Origin of the sequence: Peribacillus sp. NPDC097264 (assembly GCF_050277925.1) — a bacterium.
Classification (GTDB): domain Bacteria; phylum Bacillota; class Bacilli; order Bacillales; family DSM-1321; genus Peribacillus.
Genome location: NZ_JBNNSR010000015.1, coordinates 25,218 through 40,796 on the forward strand (window position 1 = coordinate 25,218; position 15,579 = coordinate 40,796).

Here is a 15,579-nt window from a genome sequence, read left to right on the forward strand (position 1 = left end):
AAAACCTGGAGATTAAAAGGGAGGTAGGCCCCTTGTTAGATGTTAATAATTTTGAGTATATGAAAATTGGTCTTGCTTCACCAGACAAGATTCGTTCTTGGTCTCATGGGGAAGTTAAAAAACCAGAAACAATCAACTATCGTACGTTAAAACCAGAAAAAGACGGTTTATTCTGTGAGAGAATTTTCGGACCTCAAAAGGACTGGGAATGTCACTGTGGTAAATATAAACGTGTTCGTTATAAAGGCGTAGTTTGTGACCGTTGTGGGGTTGAAGTCACGCGTGCTAAAGTCCGTCGTGAACGAATGGGTCATATTGAGCTGGCAGCACCAGTTTCACATATTTGGTATTTCAAAGGAATTCCGAGTCGTATGGGTCTTGTCCTGGATATGTCTCCACGGGCATTAGAAGAAGTTATTTACTTCGCATCTTATGTGGTAACTGAAACTGGCGATACAACTTTAGAAAAGAAACAACTTCTTTCTGAAAAAGAATATCGTACATACCGTGAAAAATACGGTAAGAAGTTCCAAGCTGCAATGGGTGCGGAAGCTATTAAAAAACTTTTACAAGACATTGATACGGAAAAAGAAGTAGAAACGTTGAAAGAAGAGCTTAAGACAGCTCAAGGACAACGTAGAACTCGTGCAATCAAACGCTTGGAAGTATTAGAAGCCTTCCGTAATTCTGGTAACGAGCCTTCATGGATGATTCTTGATGTGCTTCCAGTTATACCACCAGAACTTCGTCCAATGGTTCAATTAGATGGCGGTCGTTTTGCGACATCTGACTTAAATGATCTATATCGTCGTGTTATTAACCGTAACAATCGTTTGAAAAGATTGCTTGATCTTGGCGCTCCAAGCATTATCGTCCAAAATGAAAAGCGTATGCTTCAAGAAGCCGTTGACGCTTTAATCGATAATGGACGTCGTGGTCGCCCAGTAACTGGTCCGGGTAACCGCCCATTGAAATCTTTATCACACATGTTAAAAGGTAAACAAGGTCGTTTCCGTCAGAACCTTCTTGGTAAACGTGTCGATTACTCTGGTCGTTCTGTAATCGTAGTTGGTCCTAACCTGAAAATGTACCAATGTGGTCTGCCGAAAGAGATGGCGATTGAATTATTCAAACCATTCGTTATGAAGGAACTCGTTCAAAGAGGATTAGCTCATAACATCAAATCTGCAAAACGAAAAATTGAACGACTATCTCCTGAGATTTGGGATGTACTTGAAGAAGTCATTAGGGAGCATCCAGTATTACTTAACCGTGCACCAACTCTTCATAGACTTGGTATTCAAGCGTTTGAGCCAACATTGGTTGAAGGCCGTGCAATTCGTTTGCATCCGTTAGTATGTACAGCATATAACGCTGACTTTGATGGTGACCAAATGGCCGTCCACGTTCCTTTATCTTCTGAAGCTCAAGCTGAAGCACGTATGCTAATGCTTGCTGCCCAGAACATCTTGAATCCTAAAGATGGAAAACCAGTCGTTACTCCTTCTCAAGATATGGTATTAGGTAACTACTACCTAACATTAGAAAGAGAAGGCGCTATCGGTGAAGGTATGATCTTTAAAGATACTAGTGAAGCGTTGCTTGCATACCAAAATGGTTATGTTCACTTACATTCTCGTTGCGCAGTGCATGCATCATCACTGAATAATGAAACGTTCACGGAAGAACAAAACAGCCAGCTTCTAATCACTACCGTTGGTAAATTGGTCTTTAATGAAATTTTGCCAAAATCATTCCCATATATTAACGAACCTACACGTTATAACTTGGAAACTAAAACTCCAGAGAAATATTTCGTGGAAAAAGGCGCTAATATCCCTGAATTGATTAAAGCACAACCAGCTATTGATCCATTCAAGAAGAAAATTCTTGGTAATATCATTGCGGAAGTGTTTAAACGTTTCAAAATCACCGAAACATCTAAAATGCTTGACCGGATGAAAAATCTTGGATTCAAATATTCGACAAAAGCAGGTATCACTGTTGGTGTAGCTGATATTGTTGTATTAAAAGAAAAACAAGAAATCATTACGGAAGCTCAAACAAAAGTGGATAACGTCCTAAAACAATTTAGACGTGGTCTAATTACCGAAGATGAGCGTTATGATCGCGTCATTTCGATCTGGAGCGCAGCAAAAGATACTATTCAGTCTAAACTGATGAAATCTCTTGACCGACGCAATCCGATCTTCATGATGAGTGACTCCGGTGCCCGTGGTAATGCTTCCAACTTCACGCAGCTTGCGGGTATGCGTGGACTGATGGCCAACCCGGCTGGACGTATCATCGAATTACCGATCAAATCAAGTTTCCGTGAAGGTTTAACAGTGTTAGAGTACTTTATCTCTACACATGGTGCTCGTAAAGGTCTTGCCGATACAGCCCTTAAAACTGCCGATTCTGGTTACCTTACACGTCGTCTAGTAGACGTAGCCCAAGATGTTATCATCCGTGATGATGACTGTGGAACAGACCGCGGCTTGAAAATTTCTGCCTTGAGAGAGGGAACAGAAATAATCGAGCATCTTGAAGAACGTTTAATTGGCCGATATGCAAGAAAAGCCATTAGACATCCAGAAACAGATGAAGTAATTGTGGCTGAAAATGACCTTATCACTGAGGATCTAGCAGCTTATATTGCATCTCTAGGTATTGAAACTGCATGGATTCGCTCTGCCTTTACATGTAACACCAGTCATGGTGTATGTAAGAAATGTTACGGACGTAACTTGGCTACCGGTCAGGAAGTTGAAGTGGGAGAAGCAGTTGGTATCATTGCTGCCCAATCAATCGGTGAACCTGGTACTCAGTTAACAATGCGTACATTCCATACAGGTGGGGTTGCCGGAGACGATATTACTCAAGGTTTACCTCGTATCCAAGAAATATTTGAAGCGAGAAACCCTAAAGGTCAAGCAGTTATTTCTGAAATTGAGGGAACTATCGTTTCAATCAATGAAATCCGCGATAAACAACAAGAAATCGTGGTCCAAGGTGCGGTTGAATCACGTACTTATACAGCGCCATACACAGCGCGTTTAAGAGTGTCTGTTGATACTTTCGTTCGTCGAGGCGAGGAGTTAACAGAGGGTTCTATCGATCCTAAAGAATTGTTGAAAGTTACGGATGTTCTTACTGTTCAGGAATACCTACTTCATGAAGTACAGAAAGTATACCGGATGCAAGGGGTAGAAATCGGCGATAAACATATCGAGGTTATGGTTAGACAAATGATGCGTAAAGTTCGTGTTCTTGACGCAGGGGAAACTGAAGTTCTTCCAGGTACGCTATTGGATGTTAACCAGTTCACCGTGGCAAACACAAACGCATTGCTAACCAGCAAGCTACCTGCTACAGGTCGTCCTGTATTACTAGGAATTACAAAAGCATCACTTGAAACGGATTCCTTCTTGTCTGCAGCATCATTCCAAGAAACAACTAGAGTATTGACTGATGCAGCAATTAAAGGAAAACGCGACGAATTGCTTGGACTGAAAGAAAATGTTATCATCGGTAAACTTGTTCCAGCTGGAACAGGTATGCCTCGCTACAGAAAAGCTAACCCTGTTGTCGTAGAGAATCCTGAGACAGTATCGGTTGACTAAAGGATAATTAGACCCAGCTCATATAAATACTGAAGAACTTGATCCCCCTAACGATATTGGGGGATTGAGGTTCGGATTAAATGAGCTGGTTTCTTTTTATTAATAAAGAGTAATCAGTAAAAAATTAGTTATGATAGAACCAATTTGGTAGACTTAAAAACCTATAGAATGATTTAACTGGAAAACCTTTTGCTTAAATAATTTTTTGAAACAAGTTGACAGCATCTGACTAAAAATGATACTATAGCAAAGGTGCTCCTATGTTACCCTGTAACTTTGGAGGATATGGACCATGTCTTATGAAAAAGTAATACAGGCAAAGTCAGTGGTTATAGGAACGAAACAAACAGTTAGAGCTTTGAAGAACAATTTAATTCAAGAAGTTATCATCGCTGATGATGCAGATATATACTTGACTGGGCGTGTTGTTGAGACCGCTAAACTAGTGGATGTTCCTATCACATATGTTGATTCGATGAAAATGCTTGGAAAAGCATGTGGTATTGATGTCGGAGCAGCAACTGTTGCCATTAAAAAGTAAAAATGTTTTTGCAATACTATTTGCAAGGACTTTGTTTTTACCCATTTATGAACCACCTGGATGTGTGGTACTAGACATGAAATTGCGAAGGGAGGAAAAATGTAATGCCTACTATTAATCAATTAGTGCGTAAAGGACGCGAGTCTAAAGAGGTTAAATCTAACTCTCCAGCACTTAACAAAGGCTACAACAGCTTTAAGAAAGCACAAACTAACGTATCATCTCCGCAAAAACGTGGTGTTTGTACTCGTGTGGGAACTATGACACCGAAAAAACCAAACTCCGCTTTACGTAAATATGCGCGTGTACGTTTAACTAACGGTATCGAGGTAACAGCTTATATCCCAGGTATCGGTCACAACTTACAAGAACACAGCGTGGTACTAATCCGCGGTGGACGTGTAAAGGATTTACCAGGGGTACGTTACCATATCGTACGTGGTGCTCTTGATACAGCAGGAGTTAACAATCGTATGCAAAGCCGTTCTAAATACGGTACTAAGCGTCCGAAAGCAGCAAAAAAATAATCCGAGAAAGGAGGAAATATAATGCCTCGTAAAGGACCCGTAACAAAAAGAGATGTATTACCAGATCCAATTTATAAATCTAAACTTGTGACTCGCTTAATCAACAAATTAATGGTTGATGGACAAAGAGGAAAATCACAAAAAATACTTTACTCTGCATTTGAGTTAATTAAAGAACGTACTGGCAATGAGCCAATCGAAGTGTTTGATCAAGCACTTAAAAACATCATGCCTGTATTAGAAGTAAAAGCACGCCGTGTGGGTGGAGCTAACTACCAAGTACCAGTTGAGGTACGTCCAGACCGTAAATCAACTCTAGGTCTTCGTTGGTTAGTAAACTACTCTCGCCTTCGTGGAGAAAAAACGATGGAAGAGCGTTTAGCTTTCGAAATCATGGATGCTGCAAACAACACTGGAGCAGCTGTTAAGAAACGTGAAGATACGCACAAAATGGCAGAAGCTAACAAAGCATTTGCTCACTATCGCTGGTAAGATCAATAACAATAAAATCCTTATAATAGGAAGGAGAAAGACAAATGGCAAGAGAGTTCTCCTTAGCAAATACTCGTAATATCGGTATCATGGCACATATTGATGCTGGTAAAACGACTACAACAGAACGCGTTCTTTACTATACTGGTAAAATCCACAAAATTGGTGAAACACACGAAGGTGCTTCACAAATGGACTGGATGGAGCAAGAACAAGAACGTGGAATCACGATCACATCCGCTGCAACAACTGCACAGTGGAAAGGTCACCGCGTAAACATCATTGATACACCGGGACACGTAGACTTCACAGTTGAAGTTGAACGTTCTCTACGTGTACTTGATGGAGCTGTAGCTGTACTTGATGCCCAATCAGGTGTTGAGCCTCAAACTGAAACAGTTTGGCGCCAAGCTACAACATACGGTGTACCACGTGTCGTATTCGTTAACAAAATGGACAAAATCGGTGCGGATTTCCTTTATTCAGTAGGAACTATCCACGATCGTTTGCAAGCAAACGCTCATCCGGTCCAATTACCAATTGGTGCTGAAGATAATTTTTCCGCTATCATTGACTTAATTGAAATGAAAGCTCATTTCTACTCAAATGATTTAGGAACTGATATCACTGTTGGTGAAATTCCTGCAGAACACCTTGAATTAGCTGAAGAGTACCGTGAGAAATTAATCGAAGCGGTGGCTGAAGTTAATGAAGACTTAATGGAAAAATACCTTGGTGGCGAAGAAATCAGCATTGCTGAATTAAAAGCTGCTATCCGTACTGCAACCGTTAATGTTGAATTCTTCCCAGTTATCTGTGGTTCAGCGTTCAAAAATAAAGGTGTTCAATTAATGCTTGATAACGTTATTGACTTCCTTCCATCTCCATTAGACGTACCTGCAATCAAAGGTACTCTTCCGGATACTGAAGAAGAAGTAGAACGTCACTCAGATGATTCTGAACCGTTCTCTGCTTTAGCGTTTAAAGTTATGACAGACCCTTATGTTGGTAAGCTTACATTCTTCCGTGTGTACTCTGGTACATTAGAATCTGGATCATATGTAATCAACTCAACAAAAGGTAAACGTGAACGTATTGGACGTATCCTTCAAATGCATGCAAACAGCCGTGAAGAGATTTCTACAGTATATGCTGGGGATATCGCTGCAGCTGTTGGTTTGAAAGATACGACTACTGGTGATACACTATGTGATGATAAGGATCAAGTTATCCTTGAATCAATGGTATTCCCAGAACCAGTTATCTCACTTTCTGTTGAACCAAAATCGAAAGCAGACCAAGACAAAATGTCTCAAGCTTTACAAAAGCTTCAAGACGAAGATCCAACATTCCGTGCGCATACTGACCAAGAAACTGGTCAAACAATTATCGCTGGTATGGGTGAACTTCACTTGGACATCCTTGTTGACCGTATGCGTCGTGAATTCAGAGTGGAAGCTAACGTAGGTGCTCCTCAAGTTGCTTACCGTGAAACTTTCCGTGGTTCAGCTAAAGTTGAAGGTAAATTCGTTCGTCAATCTGGTGGACGTGGACAATTCGGACACGTTTGGATTGAATTTGGACCAAACGAAGAAGGTAAAGGATTCGAATTTGAAAATGCTATCGTCGGTGGTGTAGTACCTCGTGAGTATATTCCTGCAGTACAAGCTGGATTAGTTGATTCACTTGACCGTGGAGTACTTGCTGGTTACCCATTAGTTGATATTAAAGCAAAATTATTCGACGGATCTTACCATGACGTTGACTCCAATGAAATGGCATTTAAAATCGCTGCATCAATGGCGCTTAAAAATGCTGCTTCAAAATGTAAGCCGGTTATCCTTGAACCTATCATGAAAGTGGAAGTTGTAATCCCTGAAGATTACCTAGGCGATATCATGGGAGATATTACATCTCGTCGTGGACGCGTAGAAGGTTTGGAAGCTCGCGGAAACACTCAAATGGTTAAAGCGATGGTTCCACTATCCGAAATGTTCGGTTATGCAACTTCATTACGTTCAAACACTCAAGGACGCGGAACATTCTCTATGCACTTCGATCACTATGAAGAAGTACCTAAGAGCATTTCTGAAGAAATCATCAAAAAAAATAAAGGTGAATAATTGATTTTCATCTCTTATTAAAGTATAACTACTTATGTAAGCTGTGTTGGAAGAATTTATCTTCTTTCACAGCCCTTATATACTTAAACTATTTTTATATTTTTAAGGAGGAATTCCTAATGGGAAAAGCTAAATATGATCGTTCAAAACCGCATGTTAACGTTGGAACAATTGGACACGTTGACCATGGTAAAACAACTCTAACTGCTGCAATCACTACTGTACTTGCTAAAGCTGGTGGAGCAGAAGCACGCGCGTATGACCAAATTGATGGTGCACCAGAAGAAAGAGAACGTGGTATCACAATCTCTACTGCACACGTTGAGTACGAAACAGCTACTCGTCACTATGCACACGTTGACTGCCCAGGACATGCTGACTATGTTAAAAACATGATCACTGGTGCTGCACAAATGGATGGTGGTATCTTAGTAGTTTCTGCTGCTGATGGCCCAATGCCTCAAACTCGTGAGCACATCCTTCTTTCTAAACAAGTTGGTGTTCCTTTCCTAGTTGTATTCATGAACAAATGCGACATGGTTGATGACGAAGAACTTCTTGAATTAGTAGAAATGGAAATTCGTGATCTTCTTTCTGAATACGATTTCCCTGGCGATGACGTTCCAGTTATCAAAGGTTCTGCTCTTAAAGCTCTTGAAGGAGATGCTGCTTGGGAAGAAAAAATTCATGAATTAATGGCTGCTGTTGACGAGTACATTCCAGAACCAACTCGTGACACTGACAAACCATTCATGATGCCAGTTGAGGATGTATTCTCAATCACTGGTCGTGGAACAGTTGCTACAGGACGTGTTGAACGTGGACAAGTTAAAGTTGGTGACGTTGTAGACATCATCGGTTTCAACGACGAAGCAAAACCAACAACTGTAACTGGTGTTGAAATGTTCCGTAAACTTCTTGATTATGCTGAAGCTGGTGACAACATCGGAGCTCTACTTCGTGGTGTTGCTCGTGAAGATATCCAACGTGGACAAGTACTTGCTAAGCCAAATACAATCACTCCACACAGCAAATTCAAAGCTGAAGTTTATGTTCTTTCTAAAGAAGAAGGTGGACGTCATACTCCATTCTTCACAAACTACCGTCCGCAGTTCTACTTCCGTACAACTGACGTAACTGGTATTTGTAACCTTCCTGAAGGCGTAGAAATGGTTATGCCTGGAGATAACATTGAAATGTCAGTAGAACTTATCGCTCCTATCGCTATCGAAGAAGGTACTAAATTCTCTATCCGTGAGGGTGGACGTACTGTAGGCGCTGGTGTAGTTGCTACAATCCAAGAATAATCGATTCTAAATCGAATATTGGAAGGGACGCCTTCCGGAAGAAGCAGATGGGACGCCGTCTGCTTCTTTTTTTTGCCTTTAGGATTATAATAGAAGAAACTGGTTAGAAATAGAGATATAGAATCTACTTGTAAATCCTAAAGATTGTATGTATAATAATAAAAGTGTGTTGCACAAGAAAGATTTAAGTTTAACTTGCATTTAACTTGTGTGTTATGTATAATAGACAATGTTGGTCTTTGACTGCGATGATATGGAAGGTTGCTGACACACCCGGCCGCTTTGCCATGGCGAGTGTGTGGGAAATTTCCATTGAGAAGGTCTATTTTATAAAATAGGCGAAAAGGAGGGAAAATTATGGCAAAACAAAAAATTCGTATTCGTTTGAAAGCATATGATCACAGAATCCTTGATCAATCTGCTGAGAAAATTGTTGAAACTGCAAAACGTTCTGGTGCGACTGTTGCTGGTCCAATTCCATTGCCAACTGAAAGATCTATCTATACGGTCCTTCGTGCGGTTCATAAATACAAAGACTCTCGCGAACAATTCGAAATGCGTACGCATAAACGTCTAATCGATATCGTTAATCCAACTCCGCAAACAGTTGATTCATTGATGCGTTTAGATTTACCGTCAGGCGTTGACATCGAAATTAAATTATAATTTATATAATAAGAACAATTACTCTAGGAGGTGTGACTTATGACCAAAGGAATCTTAGGAAGAAAAATCGGTATGACTCAAGTTTTTGCTGAAAATGGCGAACTTATCCCGGTAACAGTAATCGAAGCTGCTAACAATGTAGTACTTCAAAAGAAAACTGTTGAAACTGACGGTTATGAAGCAATTCAAGTTGGTTTTGAAAACAAACGCGAAAAGCTTTCTAACAAACCTGAAAAGGGACACGTTGAAAAAGCAAATACTACTCCTAAGCGCTTCATTCGCGAATTCCGCGGAACGGATCTTGCTTCATACGAGATCGGTCAAGAAGTCAATGTTAGTATTTTCGCTGAAGGCGATTTAGTAGATGTAATAGGAATTTCAAAAGGTAAAGGTTTCCAAGGTGCTATTAAACGCCACGGACAATCTCGCGGACCGATGACTCATGGTTCTCGTTACCACCGTCGCCCAGGTTCAATGGGTCCTGTTGCTCCAAACCGCGTATTCAAAGGTAAACTATTACCAGGACGTATGGGTGGGGAACAAGTTACTGTTCAAAACTTAGCTATCGTTAAAGTTGATGTTGAACGTAATCTACTATTGGTCAAAGGTAATGTACCTGGTGCTAGAAAAGCGCTGATCAAAGTTAAAACTGCTGTTAAAGCAAAGTAATTTCTGAGAAAGGAGGAGCAATAGAATGCCAAAAGTTACATTGTTCAACCAAACAGGTTCACAAGTTGGCGACATCGAGCTAAACGAATCCATCTTTGGTATCGAACCTAATAATCATGTATTATTTGAAGCAATCATCATGCAACGAGCTTCCTTACGTCAAGGAACTCATAAAGTTAAAAACCGTTCTGAAGTTGCAGGCGGTGGACGTAAACCTTGGAAACAAAAAGGAACTGGACGTGCGCGTCAAGGTTCTATCCGTTCTCCACAATGGCGTGGCGGTGGTATCGTTTTTGGACCAACTCCAAGATCATACTCTTACAAGTTGCCTAAAAAGGTACGTCGCTTAGCTATTAAATCTGCATTGTCTGCAAAGGCATTGGAAGAAAACATCTTAGTACTTGAAAGCTTGACTTTCGAAGCTCCAAAAACGAAAGAATTTGTAGCTGTACTAAAAAATCTTTCTGTAGATACTAAAACGTTGATCGTTACTGACGGTTTAGATGAGAAGGTTGCTCTTTCTGCACGTAACATCCCAGGTGTTACTGTGGTTGAAGCTGTTGGTCTTAATGTTCTTGATGTTGTTTCACACAACAAATTGATCTTGACTAAATCAGCTGTCGAAAAAGTAGAGGAGGTGCTTGCATAATGGATGCACGCGATATCATTAAGCGCCCCGTAATCACAGAAGCTTCTTCAGACGCTATGGCTGAAAAGAAGTATACTTTTGAAGTTGATGTTAGAGCTAACAAAACTCAAGTTAAAGATGCGGTTCAAGAAGTTTTCGGCGTAAAAGTTGAAAAGGTAAATATCATGAACTACAAAGGTAAATTCAAACGCATGGGCAAACATGCAGGCTATACTAACAAGCGCCGTAAAGCTATTGTTAAATTAACTGCTGACAGCAAAGAAATCGAGCTATTCGAAGCTTAATTCATTAGAGAAGGAGGGAAATACAAATGGCGATTAAGAAGTATAAACCTACCTCTAACGGTCGACGTAATATGACAACTTCGGATTTTGCTGAGATTACTACAGACAAACCCGAAAAATCATTACTTGCTCCTTTACACAATAAAGGCGGCCGTAATAACCAAGGTAAGTTAACAGTTCGTCATCAAGGTGGCGGCCACAAGCGTCAATACCGTATCATCGATTTCAAACGGAATAAAGATGGTATACCAGGACGCGTTGCTACTATTGAGTACGATCCAAATCGTTCTGCAAACATTGCATTAATTAATTACGTTGATGGAGAAAAACGTTATATCCTAGCTCCTAAAAACCTAGAAGTAGGTTTGGAAGTTATGTCTGGCCCAGAAGCCGATATTAAAGTGGGTAACGCACTTCCTCTAATTAACATCCCAGTTGGTACAGTAATTCATAACATCGAATTAAAACCAGGAAAAGGTGGACAATTAGTCCGTTCTGCAGGTACATCTGCACAAGTACTTGGTAAAGAAGGTCGTTATGTTCTTGTACGTTTAAATTCTGGTGAGGTTCGTATGATTCTTGCTACTTGCCGTGCTACAATCGGTCAAGTTGGTAACGAACAACATGAACTTATCAACATTGGTAAAGCTGGTCGTAATCGTTGGTTAGGTAAACGCCCAACTGTACGTGGATCAGTAATGAACCCGAATGATCACCCACACGGTGGTGGTGAAGGTAAAGCACCAATCGGACGTAAATCACCAATGTCTCCTTGGGGTAAACCAACTCTTGGATTCAAAACACGTAAGAAGAAAAATAAATCCGATAAATTTATCGTTCGTCGTCGTAAAAAATAACGGGGTTGAGCTACGGTTCATTAATCGGACCGTAGAACGATCACGAAGGGAGGTACTCGCATGGGTCGTAGCTTAAAAAAAGGGCCTTTTGTTGATGATCATTTATTGGTAAAAGTTGAAAAATTAAATGAAGCAGACAAGAAACAGGTAGTAAAAACTTGGTCTCGTCGCTCAACAATCTTCCCGCAATTCATCGGACATACAATCGCTGTTTATGACGGTCGTAAGCATGTGCCGGTTTATGTAACAGAAGACATGGTAGGTCACAAACTAGGCGAATTCGCGCCTACACGCACTTATAAAGGTCACGCAAGTGATGACAAGAAAACAAGACGTTAATGAGAGGAGGGCATCTCATGCAAGCAAAAGCTGTCGCTAGAACAGTTCGTATTGCTCCTCGTAAAGTGCGTTTAGTCGCAGACTTAATTCGAGGAAAACAAGTAGGTGAAGCAGTAGCGATTCTTCGCTTAACACCAAAATCTGCTTCTCCAGTCGTAGAAAAAATTCTGAAATCTGCTATCGCAAATGCAGAACATAACTACGAAATGGATATCAATAACCTAGTCGTTTCAGAGGCATACGTTAACGAAGGACCAACATTAAAACGTTTCCGTCCTCGCGCTCAAGGTCGTGCGAGTGCAATTAACAAACGTACTAGTCATATTACAATCGTTGTATCAGAAAAGAAGGAGGGGTAATCTGTGGGTCAAAAGGTAAATCCAGTCGGTATGCGTATCGGGATCATCCGTGATTGGGAATCCAAATGGTACGCTGATAAAGACTACGCAGTTCTTTTGCATGAAGACCTTAGAGTTCGTGAGTATATCGCGAAACGTCTAAGTGATGCTTCTGTATCCAAGGTTGAAATCGAACGTGCAGCTAACCGCATCAATGTATCAGTTCATACTGCTAAACCAGGTATGGTTATCGGTAAGGGCGGCACTGAAGTTGAAGCACTTCGTAAAGCATTAAACCAATTAACTGGCAAAAGAGTTCACATCAATATCATCGAAATCAAAAGAGCAGATCTTGATGCGAAATTGGTTGCTGAGAACATCGCTCGTCAATTAGAAAATCGTGTTTCATTCCGTCGTGCTCAAAAACAAGCTATTCAACGTACAATGCGTTCAGGCGCTAAAGGAATCAAAACTCAAGTTTCTGGTCGTCTTGGCGGTGCAGATATTGCTCGTGCTGAACACTACAGCGAGGGAACAGTTCCACTTCACACACTTCGTGCTGACATAGATTATGCTCATGCTGAAGCAGATACTACTTACGGGAAGCTAGGCGTGAAAGTTTGGATCTACCGTGGAGAAGTTCTTCCTACTAAGAAGAAATCTGAGGAAGGAGGAAAATAATATGTTATTGCCAAAACGCGTAAAATACCGTCGTGAACATCGCGGTAAGATGAGAGGGATGGCTAAAGGCGGACGTGAAGTTCATTTCGGAGAATTTGGACTTCAAGCTCAAGAAGCTTCCTGGATCACTAACCGTCAAATCGAAGCAGCTCGTGTAGCGATGACTCGTTACATGAAGCGTGGAGGTAAAGTTTGGATCAAGATCTTCCCAAGCAAACCTTACACTGCTAAGCCGCTTGAAGTACGGATGGGTTCCGGTAAAGGTGCTCCTGAAGGTTGGGTAGCAGTTGTTAAACCGGGCAAAGTATTGTTTGAAATCTCTGGTGTATCTGAAGAGGTGGCAAGAGAAGCATTGCGCCTTGCAGCACACAAACTTCCAATCAAATGTAAGTTTGTAAAAAGAGAGGAAATTGGTGGTGAAACAAATGAAAGCTAATGAAATCAAAGATCTAACCACTGCTGAAATTGAACAAAAACTAAAATCTCTTAAAGAAGAACTATTTAATCTTCGTTTCCAGTTAGCTACTGGACAACTTGAAAATACAGCTCGCATCCGTGAAGTTCGCAAATCGATCGCTCGTATGAAAACAGTTGTTCGTCAAAGAGAGATCGGTGTCACTAATCGATAATGAATGGAGGTTTGCATAATGAGCGAACGCAACCAACGCAAAGTCTACACTGGCCGCGTAGTATCCGACAAAATGGATAAAACCGTAACAGTCGTTGTAGAAACCTATAAAAAGCATTCTTTATACGGTAAACGCGTAAAATACTCTAAAAAGTTAAAAGCTCATGACGAGCTGAATGAAGCTAAAGCAGGCGATGTAGTACGTATCATGGAAACTCGTCCACTTTCAGCTACAAAACGTTTCCGTCTTCTAGAAGTAGTAGAAAAATCAGTAATCATTTAATTTTGTTCGGATTAAGTTAATTCCGAAGGGAGGTACCGTACATGATTCAACAAGAATCTCGTTTAAAAGTCGCTGACAATTCAGGTGCACGTGAAGTTCTAGCTATTAAAGTACTAGGTGGTTCTGGACGTAAATATGCTAATATCGGCGATGTTATAGTTTGTACCGTTAAACAAGCAACACCTGGAGGCGTTGTTAAAAAAGGTGAAGTCGTTAAGGCTGTTGTTGTTCGTACAAAACGTGGTATGCGTCGTCCTGACGGTTCTTACATTCGTTTCGATGAGAACGCATGTGTAATTATCCGTGACGATAAGAGCCCACGTGGAACTCGTATTTTTGGACCTGTTGCTCGTGAATTACGTGATAACAGTTTCATGAAGATCGTTTCTCTAGCTCCAGAAGTTTTATAATAGTTAAATTTCGTAAAGCCTTTCAAGGAGGTGCCAAGCTAATGCATGTTAAAAAAGGTGACAAAGTCGTAGTCATCTCTGGTAAGGACAAAGGCAAACAAGGAACAATTCTTGAAGCATATCCGAAACAAAATCGTGTGCTTGTTGAAGGAATTAATATTGTGAAAAAGCACTCTAAGCCATCTCAAGTTAATCCACAAGGTGGAATTATCAGCCGAGAAGCTGCTATTCACGCATCCAATGTAATGCCTCTTGATCCGAAAACAGGTAAACCGACTCGTGTTGGATATAAGATTGAAAACGGCAAGAAAGTACGCGTAGCTAAAATATCAGGTGAATCTTTAGATAAATAAGTCATAAATGAAGGGAGGTACACGAAGCAATGAGCCGCCTTAAAGAAAAATATAACAGCGAAATTACACCATCATTAATGGGTAAATTCAACTATCAATCAGTAATGCAAGTACCAACTATTGAAAAGATCGTTATTAACATGGGTGTTGGTGACGCAGTATCTAACTCAAAAGCTTTAGATACAGCAGTTGAAGAATTAACACTTATCGCTGGTCAAAAACCAGTAATAACTAAAGCTAAAAAATCAATCGCAGGATTCCGTTTGCGTGAAGGTATGCCTATCGGAGCGAAGGTTACACTACGTGGAGAACGTATGTATCAATTCCTTGATAAGCTAGTATCTGTATCTTTACCACGTGTACGTGATTTCCGCGGCGTTTCAAAGAAATCTTTTGACGGACGTGGGAACTATACATTAGGTATTAAAGAACAACTTATCTTCCCTGAGATTGATTACGATAAAGTGAGCAAAGTTCGTGGTATGGATATCGTTATCGTAACGACTGCCAACACTGACGAAGAAGCTCGTGAACTACTTACTCAAGTTGGAATGCCGTTCCAAAAGTAATCTCTAAATAAAGGGAGGCGAAATCGTGGCTAAAAAGTCTATGATCGTAAAGCAAAAACGCGAACAAAAGTTTAAAGTACAAGAATATACACGTTGCGAACGTTGCGGCCGTCCACATTCTGTAATACGTAAATTTAAACTATGTCGTATTTGTTTCCGCGAACTTGCACATAAAGGACAAATTCCTGGCGTTAAAAAAGCTAGCTGGTAAAACCCGAGTTTGGGAAGGAGGTAAAA

Annotated in this window: 21 protein-coding genes; all 21 read left to right on the forward strand. The window is 40.6% G+C overall.

The genetic code is table 11. The annotated features are described in order from the left end of the window. Nucleotides 1-32: 32 nt before the first annotated feature. The 21 genes from rpoC to ACQKL0_RS18695 all read left to right on the forward strand — a co-directional run bounded on the left by rpoC (nucleotide 33) and on the right by ACQKL0_RS18695 (nucleotide 15,553). Nucleotides 33-3,626 (forward strand): DNA-directed RNA polymerase subunit beta', encoded by a 3,594-nt coding sequence (rpoC, locus tag ACQKL0_RS18595; protein ID WP_402875721.1) that lies wholly within the window; start codon nucleotides 33-35, stop codon nucleotides 3,624-3,626. Between the two features lie 292 nt (nucleotides 3,627-3,918). Then, entirely contained in the window at nucleotides 3,919-4,167 is a 249-nt protein-coding gene (locus ACQKL0_RS18600; protein ID WP_402875719.1) for a 50S ribosomal protein L7ae-like protein, read from the forward strand. A gap of 104 nt (nucleotides 4,168-4,271) precedes the next feature. Then, complete coding sequence (rpsL, locus tag ACQKL0_RS18605) at nucleotides 4,272-4,694, forward strand: 30S ribosomal protein S12 (RefSeq protein WP_402875717.1); 423 nt, start codon at nucleotides 4,272-4,274, stop codon at nucleotides 4,692-4,694. Between the two features lie 21 nt (nucleotides 4,695-4,715). Beyond that, complete coding sequence (gene rpsG, locus ACQKL0_RS18610) at nucleotides 4,716-5,186, forward strand: 30S ribosomal protein S7 (RefSeq protein ID WP_402875716.1); 471 nt, start codon at nucleotides 4,716-4,718, stop codon at nucleotides 5,184-5,186. A gap of 44 nt (nucleotides 5,187-5,230) precedes the next feature. Continuing rightward, nucleotides 5,231-7,309: an elongation factor G gene (gene fusA / locus ACQKL0_RS18615; protein ID WP_402875714.1), complete on the forward strand. Its 2,079-nt coding sequence runs from the start codon at nucleotides 5,231-5,233 to the stop codon at nucleotides 7,307-7,309. Nucleotides 7,310-7,428: 119 nt separating this feature from the next. Beyond that, nucleotides 7,429-8,616, forward strand: a complete 1,188-nt coding sequence (tuf, locus tag ACQKL0_RS18620; protein WP_402875712.1) for an elongation factor Tu — start codon at nucleotides 7,429-7,431, stop codon at nucleotides 8,614-8,616. Between the two features lie 357 nt (nucleotides 8,617-8,973). Continuing rightward, the gene (gene rpsJ, locus ACQKL0_RS18625) at nucleotides 8,974-9,282 is read left to right on the forward strand and encodes a 30S ribosomal protein S10 (RefSeq protein WP_402875709.1); all 309 of its coding nucleotides are present in this window, start codon (nucleotides 8,974-8,976) and stop codon (nucleotides 9,280-9,282) included. Between the two features lie 39 nt (nucleotides 9,283-9,321). Next, nucleotides 9,322-9,951, forward strand: coding sequence for a 50S ribosomal protein L3 (gene rplC / locus ACQKL0_RS18630; RefSeq protein WP_402875708.1), 630 nt, complete (start codon nucleotides 9,322-9,324; stop codon nucleotides 9,949-9,951). 25 nt (nucleotides 9,952-9,976) lie between these two features. Further along, nucleotides 9,977-10,600: a 50S ribosomal protein L4 gene (rplD, locus tag ACQKL0_RS18635; RefSeq protein ID WP_402875706.1), complete on the forward strand. Its 624-nt coding sequence runs from the start codon at nucleotides 9,977-9,979 to the stop codon at nucleotides 10,598-10,600. Further along, nucleotides 10,600-10,884, forward strand: a complete 285-nt coding sequence (gene rplW, locus ACQKL0_RS18640) for a 50S ribosomal protein L23 (RefSeq protein ID WP_402875704.1) — start codon at nucleotides 10,600-10,602, stop codon at nucleotides 10,882-10,884. The genes rplD and rplW overlap by 1 nt, the downstream gene beginning before the upstream one ends. A 26-nt stretch (nucleotides 10,885-10,910) precedes the next feature. Continuing rightward, the gene (gene rplB / locus ACQKL0_RS18645; protein WP_402875702.1) at nucleotides 10,911-11,741 is read left to right on the forward strand and encodes a 50S ribosomal protein L2; all 831 of its coding nucleotides are present in this window, start codon (nucleotides 10,911-10,913) and stop codon (nucleotides 11,739-11,741) included. A 60-nt stretch (nucleotides 11,742-11,801) separates the two neighbouring features. After that, entirely contained in the window at nucleotides 11,802-12,080 is a 279-nt protein-coding gene (rpsS, locus tag ACQKL0_RS18650) for a 30S ribosomal protein S19 (RefSeq protein ID WP_034305018.1), read from the forward strand. A 17-nt stretch (nucleotides 12,081-12,097) separates the two neighbouring features. Continuing rightward, nucleotides 12,098-12,439 carry a 50S ribosomal protein L22 gene (gene rplV, locus ACQKL0_RS18655; RefSeq protein WP_061440384.1) on the forward strand — a complete coding sequence of 114 codons (342 nt, stop codon included), beginning with the start codon at nucleotides 12,098-12,100 and terminating at the stop codon, nucleotides 12,437-12,439. Between the two features lie 3 nt (nucleotides 12,440-12,442). Beyond that, a complete protein-coding gene (gene rpsC / locus ACQKL0_RS18660) occupies nucleotides 12,443-13,099 on the forward strand; it encodes a 30S ribosomal protein S3 (protein WP_402875700.1) in 657 nt (218 codons plus the stop codon). A gap of 1 nt (nucleotide 13,100) precedes the next feature. Beyond that, nucleotides 13,101-13,535, forward strand: coding sequence for a 50S ribosomal protein L16 (gene rplP / locus ACQKL0_RS18665; protein ID WP_402875698.1), 435 nt, complete (start codon nucleotides 13,101-13,103; stop codon nucleotides 13,533-13,535). Next, nucleotides 13,525-13,728, forward strand: coding sequence for a 50S ribosomal protein L29 (rpmC, locus tag ACQKL0_RS18670; protein ID WP_034305010.1), 204 nt, complete (start codon nucleotides 13,525-13,527; stop codon nucleotides 13,726-13,728). The genes rplP and rpmC overlap by 11 nt, the downstream gene beginning before the upstream one ends. An 18-nt stretch (nucleotides 13,729-13,746) precedes the next feature. Further along, on the forward strand, nucleotides 13,747-14,010 hold the full coding sequence (gene rpsQ, locus ACQKL0_RS18675; protein WP_402875696.1) for a 30S ribosomal protein S17: 264 nt from the start codon (nucleotides 13,747-13,749) through the stop codon (nucleotides 14,008-14,010). Between the two features lie 41 nt (nucleotides 14,011-14,051). Then, complete coding sequence (gene rplN / locus ACQKL0_RS18680) at nucleotides 14,052-14,420, forward strand: 50S ribosomal protein L14 (protein WP_402875694.1); 369 nt, start codon at nucleotides 14,052-14,054, stop codon at nucleotides 14,418-14,420. A gap of 41 nt (nucleotides 14,421-14,461) precedes the next feature. Continuing rightward, nucleotides 14,462-14,773, forward strand: a complete 312-nt coding sequence (gene rplX / locus ACQKL0_RS18685) for a 50S ribosomal protein L24 (RefSeq protein WP_402875692.1) — start codon at nucleotides 14,462-14,464, stop codon at nucleotides 14,771-14,773. Nucleotides 14,774-14,802: 29 nt separating this feature from the next. Next, complete coding sequence (rplE, locus tag ACQKL0_RS18690; protein WP_402875691.1) at nucleotides 14,803-15,342, forward strand: 50S ribosomal protein L5; 540 nt, start codon at nucleotides 14,803-14,805, stop codon at nucleotides 15,340-15,342. Nucleotides 15,343-15,367: 25 nt separating this feature from the next. Beyond that, nucleotides 15,368-15,553, forward strand: a complete 186-nt coding sequence (locus ACQKL0_RS18695; RefSeq protein WP_402875689.1) for a type Z 30S ribosomal protein S14 — start codon at nucleotides 15,368-15,370, stop codon at nucleotides 15,551-15,553. Nucleotides 15,554-15,579: the final 26 nt, after the last annotated feature.

Bases quoted from the DNA above. Each gene is read 5' to 3' on its own strand.
- fusA (WP_402875714.1), top strand. From the start codon at position 5,231: ATGGCAAGAGAGTTCTCCTTAGCAAATACTCGTAATATCGGTATCATG.
- rplV (WP_061440384.1), top strand. From the start codon at position 12,098: ATGCAAGCAAAAGCTGTCGCTAGAACAGTTCGTATTGCTCCTCGTAAA.
- rpsQ (WP_402875696.1), top strand. From the start codon at position 13,747: ATGAGCGAACGCAACCAACGCAAAGTCTACACTGGCCGCGTAGTATCC.
- rpsL (WP_402875717.1), top strand. From the start codon at position 4,272: ATGCCTACTATTAATCAATTAGTGCGTAAAGGACGCGAGTCTAAAGAG.
- rplE (WP_402875691.1), top strand. From the start codon at position 14,803: ATGAGCCGCCTTAAAGAAAAATATAACAGCGAAATTACACCATCATTA.
- rpsS (WP_034305018.1), top strand. From the start codon at position 11,802: ATGGGTCGTAGCTTAAAAAAAGGGCCTTTTGTTGATGATCATTTATTG.
- rplX (WP_402875692.1), top strand. From the start codon at position 14,462: ATGCATGTTAAAAAAGGTGACAAAGTCGTAGTCATCTCTGGTAAGGAC.
- rpsG (WP_402875716.1), top strand. From the start codon at position 4,716: ATGCCTCGTAAAGGACCCGTAACAAAAAGAGATGTATTACCAGATCCA.
- rplD (WP_402875706.1), top strand. From the start codon at position 9,977: ATGCCAAAAGTTACATTGTTCAACCAAACAGGTTCACAAGTTGGCGAC.
- rplP (WP_402875698.1), top strand. From the start codon at position 13,101: ATGTTATTGCCAAAACGCGTAAAATACCGTCGTGAACATCGCGGTAAG.
- rplB (WP_402875702.1), top strand. From the start codon at position 10,911: ATGGCGATTAAGAAGTATAAACCTACCTCTAACGGTCGACGTAATATG.
- rplN (WP_402875694.1), top strand. From the start codon at position 14,052: ATGATTCAACAAGAATCTCGTTTAAAAGTCGCTGACAATTCAGGTGCA.
- rplC (WP_402875708.1), top strand. From the start codon at position 9,322: ATGACCAAAGGAATCTTAGGAAGAAAAATCGGTATGACTCAAGTTTTT.
- rplW (WP_402875704.1), top strand. From the start codon at position 10,600: ATGGATGCACGCGATATCATTAAGCGCCCCGTAATCACAGAAGCTTCT.
- rpmC (WP_034305010.1), top strand. From the start codon at position 13,525: ATGAAAGCTAATGAAATCAAAGATCTAACCACTGCTGAAATTGAACAA.
- tuf (WP_402875712.1), top strand. From the start codon at position 7,429: ATGGGAAAAGCTAAATATGATCGTTCAAAACCGCATGTTAACGTTGGA.
- ACQKL0_RS18600 (WP_402875719.1), top strand. From the start codon at position 3,919: ATGTCTTATGAAAAAGTAATACAGGCAAAGTCAGTGGTTATAGGAACG.
- rpsJ (WP_402875709.1), top strand. From the start codon at position 8,974: ATGGCAAAACAAAAAATTCGTATTCGTTTGAAAGCATATGATCACAGA.